The following is a 14,779-nucleotide window of genomic DNA, read 5'->3' as shown; positions in this document are numbered from 1 at the left end:
CTTAAGTACGCAGGATGAGACTTGAACTCACACGCCGTAACCGGCACTACCCCCTCAAAGTAGCGTGTCTACCAATTCCACCACCTGCGCATTTTAGGAAGGGTGCCCAGAACAGGACTCGAACCTGCACGATCGCAAAACCACTCGCACCTGAAACGAGCGCGTCTACCAATTCCGCCACCTGGGCAATCAATACGAGAAAGAGCGGAAGACGGGACTCGAACCCGCGACCCTAACCTTGGCAAGGTTATGCTCTACCAACTGAGCTACTTCCGCATATACAACCGCTTTGTTCTCGATTGCGAGTGCAAAGGTAGTGATTTCATTGAAACCACCAAGCCTTTGCGTTACTTTTTTATTGGATTTTTTTGACCAATTCCGTAAATAGTTGTGTCATAACAGATGCTGCTTTATTAGCCGCTACGATAACATCGGCACCATCATTTACAAAGTCGTCAGCGAAGTGATAACCTTCGTTCGTGATGACAGACATACCGAATACACGCAAGCCCGCATGACGTGCCACGATTACTTCCGGTACCGTACTCATGCCGATCGCATCTCCCCCGACTTTTCCATAGAAAGCGTACTCGGAAGGAGTCTCGAAGGAAGGGCCTGTCAAACCTACATATACACCTTTCTTTAACGGGATAGATCGGGAGGCGGCTATTTCTTCCACATAGCGGATAAATTCACGATCATAAGCACGGGTCATATCCGGGAAACGAGTGCCGAAATCCTCATTGTTCGGACCGATCAGCGGGTTCGGCATCATATTGATATGATCCCGGATGATCATCAGATCACCTACCTTGAACGTATTATTGATACCTCCGGCGGCGTTCGAGACCAAAAGGTTCTTGATTCCTAAGAGCTTCATTACACGTACGGGAAAAGTGACCTGTTGCATTGTGTAGCCCTCATAGTAATGAAAACGGCCTTGCATAGCCAAGACTTGCTTATCCCCTAGTTTGCCACAAATAAAATTCCCCTTATGCCCGGTAGCGGTAGATTTCATAAAATGTGGGATCTCCGCATAAGGTATCACTATAGGATCTGTTATTTGATCGGCTAAAGAGCCTAAGCCACTACCAAGGATAATGGCGGTCTCCGGGTTACCTTCGATCCGGCTAGCTAAATAGGCGGCCGCTTCCCGATATTGTTCGGTTTTAATCATTTCCATATTTAATCAATTTAACGTTTCATCAAGTTATAAGCTATCTCTGTCGCTTTCTCCATAATCTCGTCCTCTCCCGGTACCTTCTTATTCTCCATCAATATTTTACCATCACAGATAACGGTATCCACGCAACTGCCGTTGGCGGCGTATACAAGATTTGAGACGAAATTGAAGTTCGGGGTAAAAGCGGGGGTGTTGAGATCTATCAAACATAGATCGGCTAAATACCCTTCCTTGATCTGCCCGGCTTTTAAACCGAACATAGCGGCTCCTTCCGCAGTAGCGGCTTGCAGCATCTCATTTGCGGTCAAGGCTTCGGGATCCTTTCGCCAAGCTTTTCCTAACAGGGAAGCCAGCTTCATCGCCTCGATCATATCCAAGTTATTGGAAGAGGAACAACCGTCCGTTCCCAATCCCACGGTAATACCCAATTGGCGCATTTCCTTAAACTTAAAATGAATACCGGAAGCCAGTTTCATGTTTGAGGCCGGGTTATGTACGACTTTCACCTCGTGATCGGCCAACATGCGAAGCTCGTCATCATCGATGTAAATTCCGTGAGCGATAATCAAACGTGGAGAAAGCACACCTAACTTATATAAATAACGTACAGGAGTGAGTCCGAATCTATCGAGAGAGTCTTTCACTTCCCCCTCTGTCTCTGCTAGATGCAGATGGATCGGGATTTGATGTTCCATAGCGAACCGATGCGCCCATTTCAGAAGCTCACCGGAAACGGTATAGATGGCGTGCGGCCCGATCGAGAAGCGAACCCGTTTGCTGTAGTTATCCACATCTTGGATCAGTCGCTCGTTATGGCGTTTGCATTTCTCCGCCTCTTCTTTATCAAAACCATCGAAGCAAACGCCGGCTATGATACCTCGCAATCCCATCTCCTCCGTCACATCGGCCGTGACACGAGGGCGTTGATACATGTCGAAGAAAGTGGTCGTGCCACTTTTTATCATTTCCAAGCACGCTAATTTCGCTCCCCAATATACATCCTCACGGGTCATTTTCGCCTCATTCGGCCAGATCTTTTGCTCAAGCCATGGCATAAGCGGCATATCATCGCCGAAGCCGCGGAACAAAGTCATGGCAGCATGTGTATGAGCGTTCACGAAACCGGGAATGACGGCTTTACGGCTACCATCCAGTATCTTATCGGCAGGAAAGGACAGCCCCGCTCCTATTTGCTTGATCTCTTTTCCTTCGATATAGATATCAATCGTTTTATCGTTGAACAGGACATTCTTTATTAATATACTCATCTTCTTCCTTCTTATTTATATAAACGGTAGAATTCCGCTACCGACTCGATTCCCTTGAAGAAGATATCCAACTCATGGCTCTCGTTGGGCGAATGGATCGCGTTTTGCTCCAAGCCGAATCCCATCAGTACGGTCTTGATACCTAATACCTGCTCGAATGTAGAGATAATAGGAATGCTACCTCCGCGACGAACCGCCAACGGTTTCTTCCCGAATGCGATGCCAACAGCCTTTTCTGCCGCTTGATAAGCTGGCAAGTCTATCGGACAAACATATCCTTGCCCGCCATGGCTGGGCGTAACTTTCACTTTAACATAAGGTGGGGTCACACGAGCTATATACTCCTCAAACATTTGGGAGATCTTGGCATGATCTTGGTGTGGAACCAAACGAGTGGAAACCTTGGCATAAGCCTTTGAAGGCAATACAGTTTTGCTTCCTTCCCCCGTATATCCGCCCCAAATACCACAGATATCGAAAGAAGGCCGACAACTATTACGTTCTAGCGTAGAATAGCCTTTCTCTCCGAAAAGAGCGTCTACCCCGATCGCTTTCTTATATTTTTCCTCGTCGAATGGGATTTGGGCGATCATCTCCCGTTCTGCGGGAGATACATCCTCCACGTCGTCATAAAAAACCGGGATCGTGATGCGTCCATCCACGTCGGTGATATCTGCCATCAATTTGCAAAGTACGTTGATCGGATTCGCTACGGCTCCGCCAAAATGACCGGAATGCAAATCGCGGTTCGGTCCGGTTACTTCTATTTCCCAGTAAGCCAAACCACGTAAGCCTGTCGTGAGCGACGGTGTTTCAGCGCTGACCATGCTTGTATCGGAAACGAGGATTACATCCGCTTTCAATAATTCTTTATGTTCCCGGCAAAAATCTTCCAAGCTAGGAGAACCTATCTCCTCCTCTCCTTCGAAAATAAACTTCACGTTACACTGTAACAAACCTTCTTTAATCGCTGTCTCAAAACCTTTTACTTGAATCATGCCCTGTCCCTTATCATCGTCTGCTCCACGGGCCCAAATGCGTCCGTCCCGGATCACCGGCTCGAAAGGTTCACTCTTCCACAGTTCTAGTGGCTCGGCAGGCATCACGTCGTAATGAGCGTAAACCAATACGGTCGGAGCATTGGGAGATACCATTTTCTCGGCGTATACGACAGGATTGCCTTTCGTAGGCATTACCTCGGCCTTATCCGCACCGGAAGACAACAGCACCTCAGTCCAACGCTGGGCACATGTCAACATGTCCGGCTTATTCTCATGCTTGGCGCTGATTGACGGAATACGGATTAAAGAGAACAATTCCTCAAGAAAGCGATCCTTATTGGATTCGATATAAGATTTTACTGACATAGCGTTTTATTTTATCAAGTTTATAAATTGTAGCAAATATAACGAAACAGATGGGGATTGCAAGGGATTTTATGCTATTTTAGCCGTGTGTTACTTAACCCGCGTCACTGCAACCCGCCTTGCAGTGTTACTGCACGCCCGTTGCAGTGACGCTGCACGTGCGGTGCAGTACTACTGCAAGGCGGGTTGCAGTAGACATGGCATGAGAATTTAATTTGTCTTTATTGTTAATTTATGGCATCAAGTATTATGGTCAAACGAATTATCATTATTGGCGCTACCTCCGGTATTGGCTATGAGGTCGCTAAGATCTATTGGAAACGAGGATATCAATTAGGGTTGGCTGGCCGTCGGGTGGATCGATTAGAAGAGCTTCGTAGGCAAGATCCGGAACATATCCGGATAAAGCGGTTGGACGTGACCGCCGAGGATGCCGCCGATCGTTTGGAAGAGTTGATCCGTGATTTGGGAGGAATGGACATCTTCTTGCTTAGTTCAGGGATCGGCAACCAGAATAAATACTTAGACACTTCCATTGAACAAGCTACGATACAGACGAATGTGACGGGTTTTACACGTATGGTACTAGCTGCTTATCGTTATTTTTCCAGTCAAGGTGGCGGGCATATATCTGTAATCAGCTCTATTGCCGGAACCAAAGGATTAGGTGTCGCTCCCTCCTACTCGGCTACCAAACGATACCAAAATATTTATATAGACGCTTTAGCCCAACTTTCCCGTATGGAGAAACAGCCTATTACATTTACGGATATCCGTCCGGGATTTGTCCGTACGGATTTATTGAAAGACGGCAGGAATTATCCTATGCTGATGTCTCCCCAATACGCCGCCTTGCGTATCGCTAACGCTATAGACCGGAAAAAGAGAAGGGCGATCATCGATTGGAAATACGCTATCCTTGTCTTTCTCTGGAGACTGATCCCTGAATGGCTTTGGGAACGGCTGCCAATACGGAATTAGGATCGGATATGTTAGAGGTTCATCTTTTTTGCTTCTACATTAGATTTTCTCTTGCGCCGGGAGCATGCTGAAGGACCGCGCCGACTATTTGGCAACTATCCAATTCATCACAATCGCCACATGTATTAAAGCCTTTTCCGGATACACATTTGCGTATTTCACAATAATCACTGCAATACGCAAATTTCACTCCGTCCGCACGACAACCCATACAGTTTATAGTTGCGGCTGTAATTTCGGGCGCATTGTTCATGGCGCTCCACTTTTGGGCGGTTTTTTCTCTTAGCTCATTATCATTCTTAACTGTGGCTATGCGGGCATCGCAACTTTCGCAATCTAATCCGCAACAGGCTATCAATTGTTTCATTATTTAGTTGTCTATTTATTTTCTTGTTTGTTTCTGTCCTTGCTTTTACTTTTCGGCAAACATAATAAAAATTCCTACCTTTGCGCCCAATTACTAATTTTTTAATCTATACAGATGGGTTTATTTATTAAGAAGCCTTTAGCGGATTTGATGACCGAGGCAAATGATTCGGGCAGTAAATCGCTGAAGCGTATCCTTGGCCCGTGGAGTTTGATCGCCTTAGGTGTCGGTGTTATTATCGGTGCCGGATTGTTCTCCATTACGGGTGCGGTGGCCGCCGGGTATACGGGGCCTGCCATTACTTTATCTTTCGCTATCGCCGCCTTGGGCTGTTGTTTCGCCGGGTTATGTTACGCCGAGTTCGCATCCATGATCCCGGTGGCAGGTAGTGCATATACCTACTCGTATGCCACGATGGGTGAGTTGGTCGCTTGGATTATCGGTTGGGATTTGGTGCTCGAGTATTGCGTGGCCGCTACGACCGTTAGCATAAGTTGGAGTCGGTATTTGGTCGTTTTTCTGGAAGGATTCGGAGTACATTTACCGCAAGCCTTGACGGCTTGCCCTTGGGATGGCGGTATCGTGAATATCCCGGCTTTCGTGATCGTGGTGTTAATGAGTATTTTGTTGATACGAGGGACGGAAGGCAGTTCTATCTTCAATGGGATTATCGTATTCTTGAAAGTCTCCGTAGTCTTGGTGTTCGTAGTCTTGGGATGGAAATATATCCGTATGGAGAATTATACGCCTTATATACCCGCTAATACGGGGACCCTAGGCGAGTTCGGTTTCTCCGGTATCCTACGAGGGGCGGCTATCGTATTCTTTGCTTTCCTCGGTTTCGACGCTGTAAGTACGGCGGCGCAGGAAACCAAGAACCCGAAACGGAATATGCCGATCGGTATCTTGATGTCATTAGTGGTTTGTACTATATTATATATGTTGTTTGCCCACGTGATGACCGGAGTCGTACATTACTCAGCGTTTGCTGGCCAGAATGGAATCGCTCCTGTGGCAATAGCTATCGATCATATGGGGCAAATGGATGCTTCTGGTGTGATTCGTCCGGATTACCCTTGGATGAACCGGGCGATCGTAATAGCTATTTTACTGGGGTATTGCTCGGTTATCATGGTAACGTTATTAGGACAGAGTCGTGTATTCTTGAGTATGAGCCGGGATGGGCTGCTCCCTCCCCTATTTTCCCATATCCATGAGAAATTCCGCACGCCGGCACGAAGTAATTTCCTGTTTATGTTATTGGTCGGTGCATTGGCAGCTTTCGTTCCGGCGAGCGTAGCGGGCGAGATGTGTAGTATCGGGACTTTGTTCGCCTTTACGCTAGTTTGCGCCGGGGTATTGATTGTCCGTAAGACAATGCCGGACGCTCCCCGGTCTTTCAAGACCCCGTTGGTTCCGTTCGTGCCTATCGCCGGTATCATAACTTGTCTGGTAATGATGCTTTTTCTCCCGGCTGATACATGGATTCGTTTGGTATTATGGATGTTAATCGGTCTGGATATATATGTCTGCTATGGCATCAAACATAGCAAACTGGAACATATGCAGAAACATCGCTCGGGACAGACCACATTGGATATGATCGGTATTACCCTATCCGTGCTTTGCGTGATTACGGGGCTTTGGCACCAGCAAACCGTGGGATGGGGCGAAAGTAAAGTCTTATTGATTATCTCATTCGTATTCGCTTTTACGCATCTAGCTTTCTATCTTTACAGACTCGGGAAGCAGTTTACGAGCCTTACCCGTTAGCGATTCAGCACGATTAGTCTCGATGGCTCACGCGACTAGTCCCGATGGTCAACACCAGTAGTGGTGAAGGCTTATGCGAATAGTCGCGTTGACCTTCACCACTACTGGCGTACTATACCACTTCCTTTGATACGATTTATCGGATTCTAGCTCTTAAAAGTAAGCCTCTTATTCATCATAAAATTAACGGCTCCGTAAACGAAAAGTCCAAGGAACTGACCCAGATATTCATTTAGATCGATCACCTCCACCATTAAAAGCAAGAATATGAATTGAGTAGCGTAAGCGCAACCAAAAGCGATTAGGAATAAAGGAATCTCCTTCCAGAAATTACCTTTCCCGGAAGAAAATACCCAGTATTTACTCCAAAAGAAGTTATTCACCAAGGCAGCCACATATCCAGCCATGTTCGACCACAAGTAATTACAATCCAGAATATCCATTAATATCCAGATTACCAATGCGGTGATCAAAGCGTTAGAAGAACCTACAATGGCGAAACGAAGAATACGAACAGATTCCTTCATGCTGTTAATTATACGTTTCGAATGACAAATATACGGGTTTATTTCTATATTTGTGCTGTACTTTTGATCAAGTATGTAACATTCTTAAAACAATTATGAGTATGATTAGACTAAATGTATTTATTCAAGTAAGTGAGGAGAATCGTCCAGCCGCATTGGAGACAGCGAAAGAATTGGTTGAAAAGTCTTTGAAAGACAATGGCTGTATAGCTTATGATATTTTCGAGAGCTCTACTCGTAGTGATGTATTGATGATTTGTGAGACGTGGAAAGACGCTGAATCCTTATCAGCTCACGAAAAAGCTGAGCATTTCGTAACGTTGGTTCCTAAATTGCAAGGATTAGGTGCGATGAAACTTGAGAAATTTACATTTTAAGGGTTTTATGTAGGCTTATTATTATAAGCTTGAGCATGCTAAAAAATCATAGTTATGAATCCTTCAACTTATAACTATGAATGAAAGAAAACATAACTATGATTTTTTTAGTGTTATCGCTCGTTGATTGAGATATATTCCCTATCGTCCAAAACGTTCTTGTAAGCCGGACGGATGATGCGTTTTCCGTCAAAGTTCAACTCCTCGATACGGTGAGCGGTCCAACCCACGATTCGGGCCATGGCGAATAAAGGCGTATAGATTTCCTGTGGCAAACCGATCATCTCATAAACGAATCCAGAATAGAAGTCCACGTTCGAGGAAACCCGTTTCTTAGTTCCTTTATGCTTGGCGAAACATTCGATCGCTCTTTCCTCTAATAACTCAAGGAAGGCGAATTCCTCAGAGCGACCTTTCTCTTTTGCCAGATCACGAGCCAGTTCCTTTAATACGACCGCACGGGGATCGGAAATCGTATAGACCGCATGGCCGATACCATAGATCAAGCCAGTCTTGTTATAAGCCTCTTTGTTAAGCATCCTCATGAAATAAGTATCGATCTCGTCCACGTTCTTCCAATCTGCGATATTCTCTTTTAAATGATGGAACATATCTACTACCTGAATATTGGCACCTCCGTGCAACGGGCCTTTCAATGAGCCGATACCAGCTGCGATAGATGAGTACGTATCCGTTCCCGTAGAACTAGTGACGCGTACCGTGAACGTAGAGTTATTACCACCACCATGTTCTGCTTGCAATACCAAGAGCAAATCCAACGTACGTGCGTCCAGATCCGTGAAATCACGTTTCAGCATGTGAAGGAAATTTTCTGCGATCGATAAGTTCTCGTGCGGATGACGGATGTGTAAAGAACGCCCCTGTGTGCTATGACGATAAATATTGTAGGCATAAGCGATAATCGTCGGGAACTTAGAGATCAATTCAATAGATTGGCGCATTAAGTTATCTCGGGAGGTGTCGTCCGGGTTTGCGTCGAAGGTATACATCTCCAATACGCTACGAGCCAATATATTCATGATGTTCTGTCCTTCCAGATCCAGAATATTCATCTTGGTCTTTTGCTCCAAGGGCATATTATCGTTCAACAGTTCTTTAAAGGCTGATAATTCCTCTTTATCGGGGAGTTTACCAGAAAGTAATAAATAAGCCACTTCCTCAAAACCGAACCGTTTTTCCTTGATGAAATCACGCGCTAAATCCTCTACGTCGTAACCTCTATAGAATAACTTACCGGGGATCGCTTTAAGACCGCCCTCTGGCAAGCGTTCGTATCCTACTACATTACCGACTTGGGTCAATCCTACTAACACGCCACTACCATCCTCGTTACGAAGGCCACGTTTCACATTATACATCGGGAAAAGTTCGTTGTCGATCTTGCAAGCCTCTCTGGCAGCCTCGGACAATTTGTAAATTAAATATTCTTTCTTCAACATGACTATACTGATTTAATTGTTTCGATAATAGAGATGATACGATCACCAAATTCTTTGGTGCCGAGAGATTTGCCGTTCGGCATAAAACGAGCCAAGTCATGAGTGGCCTCTCCAGCGGAGAAAGCTTGCTCCATAGCGGATGTAATCAGGTTAGCCGCATCACTCCATCCCATATATTCCAGCATCATCACGGATGATAATAATAAGGAAGAGGGGTTTACGAGATTCTTTCCCGCAATATTCGGAGCGGTTCCATGTGTTGCCTCGAAGATCGCATGACCACTGTTATAGTTGATATTAGCGCCGGGAGCAATGCCAATGCCACCTACCATCGCCGCTAATTGATCGGAGATATAATCGCCGTTCAGGTTCAAGGTAGCGATCACGGAATATTCTTCCGGAATTAATAGAGTGTTTTGCAAGAAAGCATCGGCTATGACATCCTTGATAATGATTTTACCGGCCTTTGAAGCTTCCACTAAGGCGGTATTGGCCGCTTCCTCGCCTTGCTCTTTCTTGATCTTCTCATATTGAGGCCATGTGAAAGTGAGATCCGCAAACTCCCGTTCCGCTAAAGCGTATCCCCATAGTTTGAAACCACCTTCCGTGAATTTCATGATGTTACCTTTGTGTACCAAAGTCACGCTCGGTAACTGATGCAATATCGCGTATTCGATAGCGGCACGCACCAGACGCTCCGTACCTTCCACAGAAACCGGCTTGATGCCGAAAGAGGAAGTTTCCGGGAAACGTATTTTCTTCACTCCCATTTCCTCGGTGAGGAACTTCAATAACTTTTGTGCCTCCGGAGTCCCTTGTTGCCATTCGATTCCGGCATAGATATCTTCCGTATTCTCACGGAAGATATACATATTCACTTTCTGCGGCTCCTTTACCGGAGATACGACTCCTTTAAACCAACGAACCGGACGGAGACAAACATATAAATCCAACGTCTGACGGAGGGCCACATTTAATGAACGGATACCTCCACCAATTGGAGTCGTCAGCGGTCCCTTAATACCGACGATGTATTCACGGAACGCTTCCATAGTCTCATCGGGAAGCCAACTTCCGGTTTGCTTAAACGCCTTTTCGCCGGCTAAGACCTCTTTCCATTCGATGGAACGGGTTCCGTTGTAAGCTTGCTTGATGGCAGCGTTTACTATCTTTTGGCTAACGGGAGTGATCTCATGCCCCACGCCATCTCCTTCAATATAAGGGATTGTCACGTGATCCGGAACGAAAATATGATTACCTTTCTTTGTTATCTTACTCATGATATCAAGATTTTTTGTTTGTCTTAGTGAGCTGTATTTAAAGCGGAACCCGCCTTGAACCATTTAATTTGTAAATCATTATACGTATGGTTAACCGGGAATGATTCTTGCGTACCATCCGCATGAAGAAGAACGGCCGTCAACGGTTTGCCCGGCTGAAAATCTTTCAATCCGATGATCGAGATATGGTCATTCTCGCGGATCTTGCTGTAATCCTCCTTATTGGCGAAAGTCAGTGCTAACATTCCTTGTTTCTTCAAGTTTGTCTCGTGGATACGGGCGAAACTCTTGGCTAGGATCACTTTTACATTTAGGAAGCGAGGCTCCATGGCTGCATGTTCCCGGGAAGAGCCTTCACCATAGTTTTCTTCCGCTACGACGATCGAGGAAATACCATTTGCCTTGTATTGTTTCGCTACGGCAGAAACTGCTTCATATTCATTGTTCAGTTGATTCAATACAGAGTTTGTCTTCCCGTTGAAAGCGTTTACGGCTCCCATCAACATATTATCCGATATATTTTCCAAATGCCCACGGAAACGTAACCATGGACCGGCCATCGAGATATGATCCGTCGTACATTTACCTTCAGCCTTGATAAGAAGGGGCATATCCGTGAAATCCTCTCCATTCCAAGGAGCGAAAGGCTTTAATGCTTGTAGGCGGTTGGATTCCGGATCGATGTTCACCACTACGTTCTTACCCGTAGGTGCCAGATAGCCGTTATCCTTTACCTCGAAACCTTTCGGCGGAAAATCCGTGCCTTTCGGTTCTTTCAGTTTCACAACCTTACCATCCTCTGTCTTCAATGTATCGGTCAAAGGATTGAAACATAGATCACCTGCGATGGTCAAGGCCAGTGTCAGTTCCGGAGAAGCGACAAAAGCATGTGTATTCGGATTACCGTCCGCACGTTTAGCGAAGTTACGATTGAATGAAGTAACGATCGAATTCTTACGGGTATTATCATCCGTATGACGTTTCCATTGTCCGATACAAGGACCACAGGCATTCGCCATAATGGTTGCGCCAATCCGTTCAAAATCACCGATAATACCATCTCTTTCCGCCGTATAACGGATTTGCTCGGAACCCGGGTTGATGATCAAGGGTGCCGCTACCGGTATTTTATCCTCATAAGCTTGGCGAGCAATGGATGCCGCACGGCTTAGATCTTGATAAGAAGAGTTGGTACAGGAACCGATTAATCCGACCTCCATCTTTCGGGGATAGCCATTCGCTTTTACTTTTGCGGCAAACTCCGAGATAGGCGTAGCTGCATCCGGCGTGAACGGACCGTTGATATGCGGCTCCAATTCGGAAAGGTTAATAACGATTACACGATCGTAAAACTTATCTGGCTCGGCACGAACGTCCATATCCGCTTCCAGATATTCACCGATAGCTTCGGCCCAGCTCGCTACCTCGTCACGTCCCGTGGCACGAAGATATTGAGCCATTGTATTATCGAATGGAAATAAGGAAGTCGTCGCTCCTACCTCGGCACCCATATTACAGATCGTAGCTTTTCCGGTCGCTGAGATTGAGGCGGTGCCCGGACCAAAATATTCGATGATAGCGTTCGTTCCACCTTTTACGGTTAAGATGCCCGCTAGCTTAAGAATCACGTCCTTCGGCGAGGCCCAACCATTCAAATTACCAGTTAACTTAACACCAATTAGTTTCGGCATCTTCAGTTCCCATTCCATTCCGGTCATGACATCCACGGCGTCGGCTCCTCCTACTCCGATAGCGACCATTCCAAGTCCTCCGGCATTCGGGGTATGTGAATCAGTTCCTACCATCATACCGCCGGGAAACGCATAATTTTCCAATACCACTTGATGGATAATGCCTGCTCCGGGTTTCCAAAAACCGATTCCATATTTATCGGAGACCGATTTCAAGAAATCATAGACCTCGCTATTGCTTTTGGTAGCCGTATCGATATCCGTCTTGGCTCCCATATTCGCTTGGATCAAATGGTCGCAATGCACGGTAGCCGGTACTGCGGATTTTTCTTTTCCGGCGTTCATGAATTGTAAAAGCGCCATCTGAGCGGTGGCATCTTGCATAGCCACACGGTCGGGACGGAAATTCACATAATCCTCACCTCTTTTGAAAAGGCGAGTCGAGCTTTCATCGTATAGATGCGCATATAAGATTTTCTCGGCCAAGGTCATCGGGCGACCACCGATACGTTCGCGGGCTGTGTCCACTCTTCTGGGGAAATTCGCATAGAAATTTCTAAGCATGTCAATGTCGTACACCATATTCATATTCGTTTTTTATTGTAAGCCTTTTCGCAAATATATTTATCTATAACCAGCTAAAATGTAATAAATAAGACATCTGCCAATGAGTCTTTGTTTTTATTATCAACAAATATATAATATAATGAAATACAATTTGTTCGATAATTTCTATGAGGTTATAGAGGTTATTTATAATCTCCCGGATAACTTAGAAAAACGGGCTAATCGCACGTTTATTAATAAAACGTACCATTAGCCCGTTTTGTTCAAGCCTTGGAGCTGTTTTTTCTACTTATCGAGACTTTCTTTCCATCTTTGGGCATAACTATGCAAAATAGATGCGATACCCTCTCCGATCCGGACATAATCTTCCCGTTTAAGGTTAGCTAAAGATGCGCGGATAGACCACTCGGGAGCATCAAAACCTCCTCCGTTCAGTAAAACCAAGGAAGTTTCCTGTGCCAGACGGAAAACGACATCCAGAGGTTCGTAATTCTTTTTTAGATATTCCACGAAATCATCCCCATAGAATTTCTTAGCCCAGACAAGCATATCGATCTCACTATAATATCCCGCACGCAAAGGGTCGTCTAATAAGGTGAATCCGGTGCTTTCCCACAATGTGTGTAAACGCTCGTGGATCATATCCTGCATCCTTTTCTTATAGGTATTTTCCGCATCTAATAGAGCGAAAGACGCAAACAGAGACATTTGTGTTTGCTGTGGCAAGGAAAGACCGGCCGTATGATTCAAGGCTACTTGACGGCTATCGGCTACCATACGATCAATAAAGCGGATATCCTCGGGATGTAAGGATAGACTGCTATATCGTTTTTTTAGAAGCTCCTGTTTATCTCTTGGCAATTCACGGATCATCCGGTCGTAAATATTATCTTGATGTAAAGCGATTACCGCCAATCTCCATCCGGTTGCCCCGAAATATTTGGAGAAAGAGTAGACACATAACGTATTCTTTGGTAATTCGGCCATCATCGAGCGAAAATGCGGAATAAATGTCGCATACACATCATCCGTAATAATCATGAGGTTGGGATTGTCGTTCCGTACGATCTCAACGATCCTATTCATCAATGCTTTTGTCAATCCGTATGAAGGCGGGTTGCTCGGGTTTGTTATGAAAGCGGCTTTCACGCTAGGATCTTTCAGGACATCTAAATCTTTTTCTTGATATTGCCACGTGTGATAGCCGTCTTTTGTCATCTTCAAGGCTTTTATCTCTATGACATTAAAAAGATAACGAGCCTGTTCCGGAATCTCTATATAAGGAGTGAATACCGGAGCGAAGAGAACGATCTTGTCTCCCTTATTCAACAAGAAATTCTGTTGCAAGGAATCGAAGATATAACACATGGCGGCAGTTCCGCCCTCGGTAGCGAAAAGGTCGAATATTCCCTCAGGGGGCTGGTTATCACATAATTCTTGGTCTAAATAATCCCGCACGAGCATTTCCGTATATTTCAAGATACGATCGGGAACCGGATATTGATCACCAATGACACCTTCCGCCCATTCATATACAAGCTCATTCTCATCTACACCTTTTTCCGTGACCAGATATTCATAGGTACCCTTCAATAAAGTAGCGCCGGGAGATTGCGCATGTTTCTTTAGAAACTGTACGAAGCGAGACGCGATCCTTTTGCGGTTGGGAACCCCTGCGGCTCCGGCCATCTCATCTGCCAATTCGGTTTCCCGCTGGCATTCCTCCAAGGCGAACTGCCCTAATAGGAAGAATGCCTCCCGTGGAACCGTACTGATCCAGTTTGGATTTCCCCTTCCTGCGTTCAGCATGATGTGCGTACTTTTACGAGCGCTCTCATCCGCTAACTCTATCAAGATGTTCTTTAGCTCGAAAGGGCTAATCTCCGACATCTTTTTCTCATATTCTCTCGTGACATGTATTTTCTTCTTGTCCATACA

At 45.5% G+C, this 14,779-nt stretch carries 12 protein-coding genes and 3 tRNA genes; 3 read left to right on the top strand and 12 right to left on the bottom strand.

The window, feature by feature from the left end; translation table 11 throughout:
• Positions 1 to 6: 6 nt before the first annotated feature.
• The 6 genes from ACESPU_RS00280 to ACESPU_RS00255 form a co-directional block, all read right to left on the bottom strand.
• Positions 7 to 90 (bottom strand) — tRNA-Leu (locus ACESPU_RS00280).
• A 13-nt stretch (positions 91 to 103) separates the two neighbouring features.
• Positions 104 to 187: transfer RNA gene (locus tag ACESPU_RS00275), tRNA-Leu, on the bottom strand.
• Between the two features lie 16 nt (positions 188 to 203).
• Positions 204 to 276 (bottom strand) — tRNA-Gly (locus ACESPU_RS00270).
• A 79-nt stretch (positions 277 to 355) separates the two neighbouring features.
• Positions 356 to 1,183 (bottom strand): purine nucleoside phosphorylase I, inosine and guanosine-specific, encoded by an 828-nt coding sequence (locus ACESPU_RS00265; protein ID WP_005862304.1) that lies wholly within the window; start codon positions 1,181 to 1,183, stop codon positions 356 to 358.
• 11 nt (positions 1,184 to 1,194) lie between these two features.
• Positions 1,195 to 2,451: an amidohydrolase gene (locus ACESPU_RS00260; RefSeq protein ID WP_158532613.1), complete on the bottom strand. Its 1,257-nt coding sequence runs from the start codon at positions 2,449 to 2,451 to the stop codon at positions 1,195 to 1,197.
• An 11-nt stretch (positions 2,452 to 2,462) separates the two neighbouring features.
• Positions 2,463 to 3,818 (bottom strand): dipeptidase, encoded by a 1,356-nt coding sequence (locus ACESPU_RS00255; protein ID WP_158532612.1) that lies wholly within the window; start codon positions 3,816 to 3,818, stop codon positions 2,463 to 2,465.
• 249 nt (positions 3,819 to 4,067) lie between these two features.
• Between ACESPU_RS00255 and ACESPU_RS00250 the strand changes: the two genes are divergently transcribed.
• Positions 4,068 to 4,799, top strand: coding sequence for an SDR family oxidoreductase (locus ACESPU_RS00250; RefSeq protein WP_195283997.1), 732 nt, complete (start codon positions 4,068 to 4,070; stop codon positions 4,797 to 4,799).
• Between the two features lie 34 nt (positions 4,800 to 4,833).
• Here the strand turns inward: ACESPU_RS00250 and ACESPU_RS00245 are convergent, their stop codons facing one another.
• On the bottom strand, positions 4,834 to 5,166 hold the full coding sequence (locus ACESPU_RS00245; protein ID WP_122378592.1) for a DUF3795 domain-containing protein: 333 nt from the start codon (positions 5,164 to 5,166) through the stop codon (positions 4,834 to 4,836).
• A 114-nt stretch (positions 5,167 to 5,280) separates the two neighbouring features.
• Here ACESPU_RS00245 and ACESPU_RS00240 point away from each other — a divergent pair, with 114 nt between their 5' ends.
• Positions 5,281 to 6,939, top strand: a complete 1,659-nt coding sequence (locus tag ACESPU_RS00240) for an amino acid permease (RefSeq protein ID WP_008772164.1) — start codon at positions 5,281 to 5,283, stop codon at positions 6,937 to 6,939.
• 146 nt (positions 6,940 to 7,085) lie between these two features.
• Here the strand turns inward: ACESPU_RS00240 and ACESPU_RS00235 are convergent, their stop codons facing one another.
• Entirely contained in the window at positions 7,086 to 7,466 is a 381-nt protein-coding gene (locus ACESPU_RS00235; protein ID WP_005856979.1) for a GtrA family protein, read from the bottom strand.
• Between the two features lie 101 nt (positions 7,467 to 7,567).
• On the opposite strand from ACESPU_RS00235, the gene ACESPU_RS00230 reads away from it, so the two are divergent.
• Entirely contained in the window at positions 7,568 to 7,843 is a 276-nt protein-coding gene (locus tag ACESPU_RS00230) for a putative quinol monooxygenase (RefSeq protein WP_005856980.1), read from the top strand.
• 113 nt (positions 7,844 to 7,956) lie between these two features.
• Here the strand turns inward: ACESPU_RS00230 and ACESPU_RS00225 are convergent, their stop codons facing one another.
• The 4 genes from ACESPU_RS00225 to ACESPU_RS00210 all read right to left on the bottom strand — a co-directional run bounded on the left by ACESPU_RS00225 (position 7,957) and on the right by ACESPU_RS00210 (position 14,776).
• A complete protein-coding gene (locus tag ACESPU_RS00225) occupies positions 7,957 to 9,300 on the bottom strand; it encodes a citrate/2-methylcitrate synthase (protein WP_008772165.1) in 1,344 nt (447 codons plus the stop codon).
• Between the two features lie 5 nt (positions 9,301 to 9,305).
• Positions 9,306 to 10,583, bottom strand: a complete 1,278-nt coding sequence (gene icd, locus ACESPU_RS00220) for an NADP-dependent isocitrate dehydrogenase (RefSeq protein WP_008772166.1) — start codon at positions 10,581 to 10,583, stop codon at positions 9,306 to 9,308.
• A 23-nt stretch (positions 10,584 to 10,606) separates the two neighbouring features.
• The gene (locus tag ACESPU_RS00215) at positions 10,607 to 12,856 is read right to left on the bottom strand and encodes an aconitate hydratase (protein WP_057326310.1); all 2,250 of its coding nucleotides are present in this window, start codon (positions 12,854 to 12,856) and stop codon (positions 10,607 to 10,609) included.
• Positions 12,857 to 13,126: 270 nt separating this feature from the next.
• Positions 13,127 to 14,776 carry a bifunctional aspartate transaminase/aspartate 4-decarboxylase gene (locus ACESPU_RS00210; RefSeq protein WP_005862319.1) on the bottom strand — a complete coding sequence of 550 codons (1,650 nt, stop codon included), beginning with the start codon at positions 14,774 to 14,776 and terminating at the stop codon, positions 13,127 to 13,129.
• Positions 14,777 to 14,779: the final 3 nt, after the last annotated feature.

This window comes from Parabacteroides sp. 20_3 (assembly GCF_964238835.1).
GTDB lineage: Bacteria > Bacteroidota > Bacteroidia > Bacteroidales > Tannerellaceae > Parabacteroides > Parabacteroides distasonis.
The sequence above is the reverse complement of the archived record's forward strand: the minus strand, read 5'-3'. Positions and strand labels throughout refer to the sequence as shown.

What these genes read in the sequence shown, in the direction of transcription:
- ACESPU_RS00265 (WP_005862304.1), bottom strand. Translation starts at nt 1,183, where the DNA reads ATGGAAATGATTAAAACCGAACAATATCGGGAAGCGGCCGCCTATTTA.
- ACESPU_RS00260 (WP_158532613.1), bottom strand. Translation starts at nt 2,451, where the DNA reads ATGAGTATATTAATAAAGAATGTCCTGTTCAACGATAAAACGATTGAT.
- ACESPU_RS00255 (WP_158532612.1), bottom strand. Translation starts at nt 3,818, where the DNA reads ATGTCAGTAAAATCTTATATCGAATCCAATAAGGATCGCTTTCTTGAG.
- ACESPU_RS00250 (WP_195283997.1), top strand. Translation starts at nt 4,068, where the DNA reads ATGGTCAAACGAATTATCATTATTGGCGCTACCTCCGGTATTGGCTAT.
- ACESPU_RS00245 (WP_122378592.1), bottom strand. Translation starts at nt 5,166, where the DNA reads ATGAAACAATTGATAGCCTGTTGCGGATTAGATTGCGAAAGTTGCGAT.
- ACESPU_RS00240 (WP_008772164.1), top strand. Translation starts at nt 5,281, where the DNA reads ATGGGTTTATTTATTAAGAAGCCTTTAGCGGATTTGATGACCGAGGCA.
- ACESPU_RS00235 (WP_005856979.1), bottom strand. Translation starts at nt 7,466, where the DNA reads ATGAAGGAATCTGTTCGTATTCTTCGTTTCGCCATTGTAGGTTCTTCT.
- ACESPU_RS00230 (WP_005856980.1), top strand. Translation starts at nt 7,568, where the DNA reads ATGATTAGACTAAATGTATTTATTCAAGTAAGTGAGGAGAATCGTCCA.
- icd (WP_008772166.1), bottom strand. Translation starts at nt 10,583, where the DNA reads ATGAGTAAGATAACAAAGAAAGGTAATCATATTTTCGTTCCGGATCAC.
- ACESPU_RS00215 (WP_057326310.1), bottom strand. Translation starts at nt 12,856, where the DNA reads ATGGTGTACGACATTGACATGCTTAGAAATTTCTATGCGAATTTCCCC.
- ACESPU_RS00210 (WP_005862319.1), bottom strand. Translation starts at nt 14,776, where the DNA reads ATGGACAAGAAGAAAATACATGTCACGAGAGAATATGAGAAAAAGATG.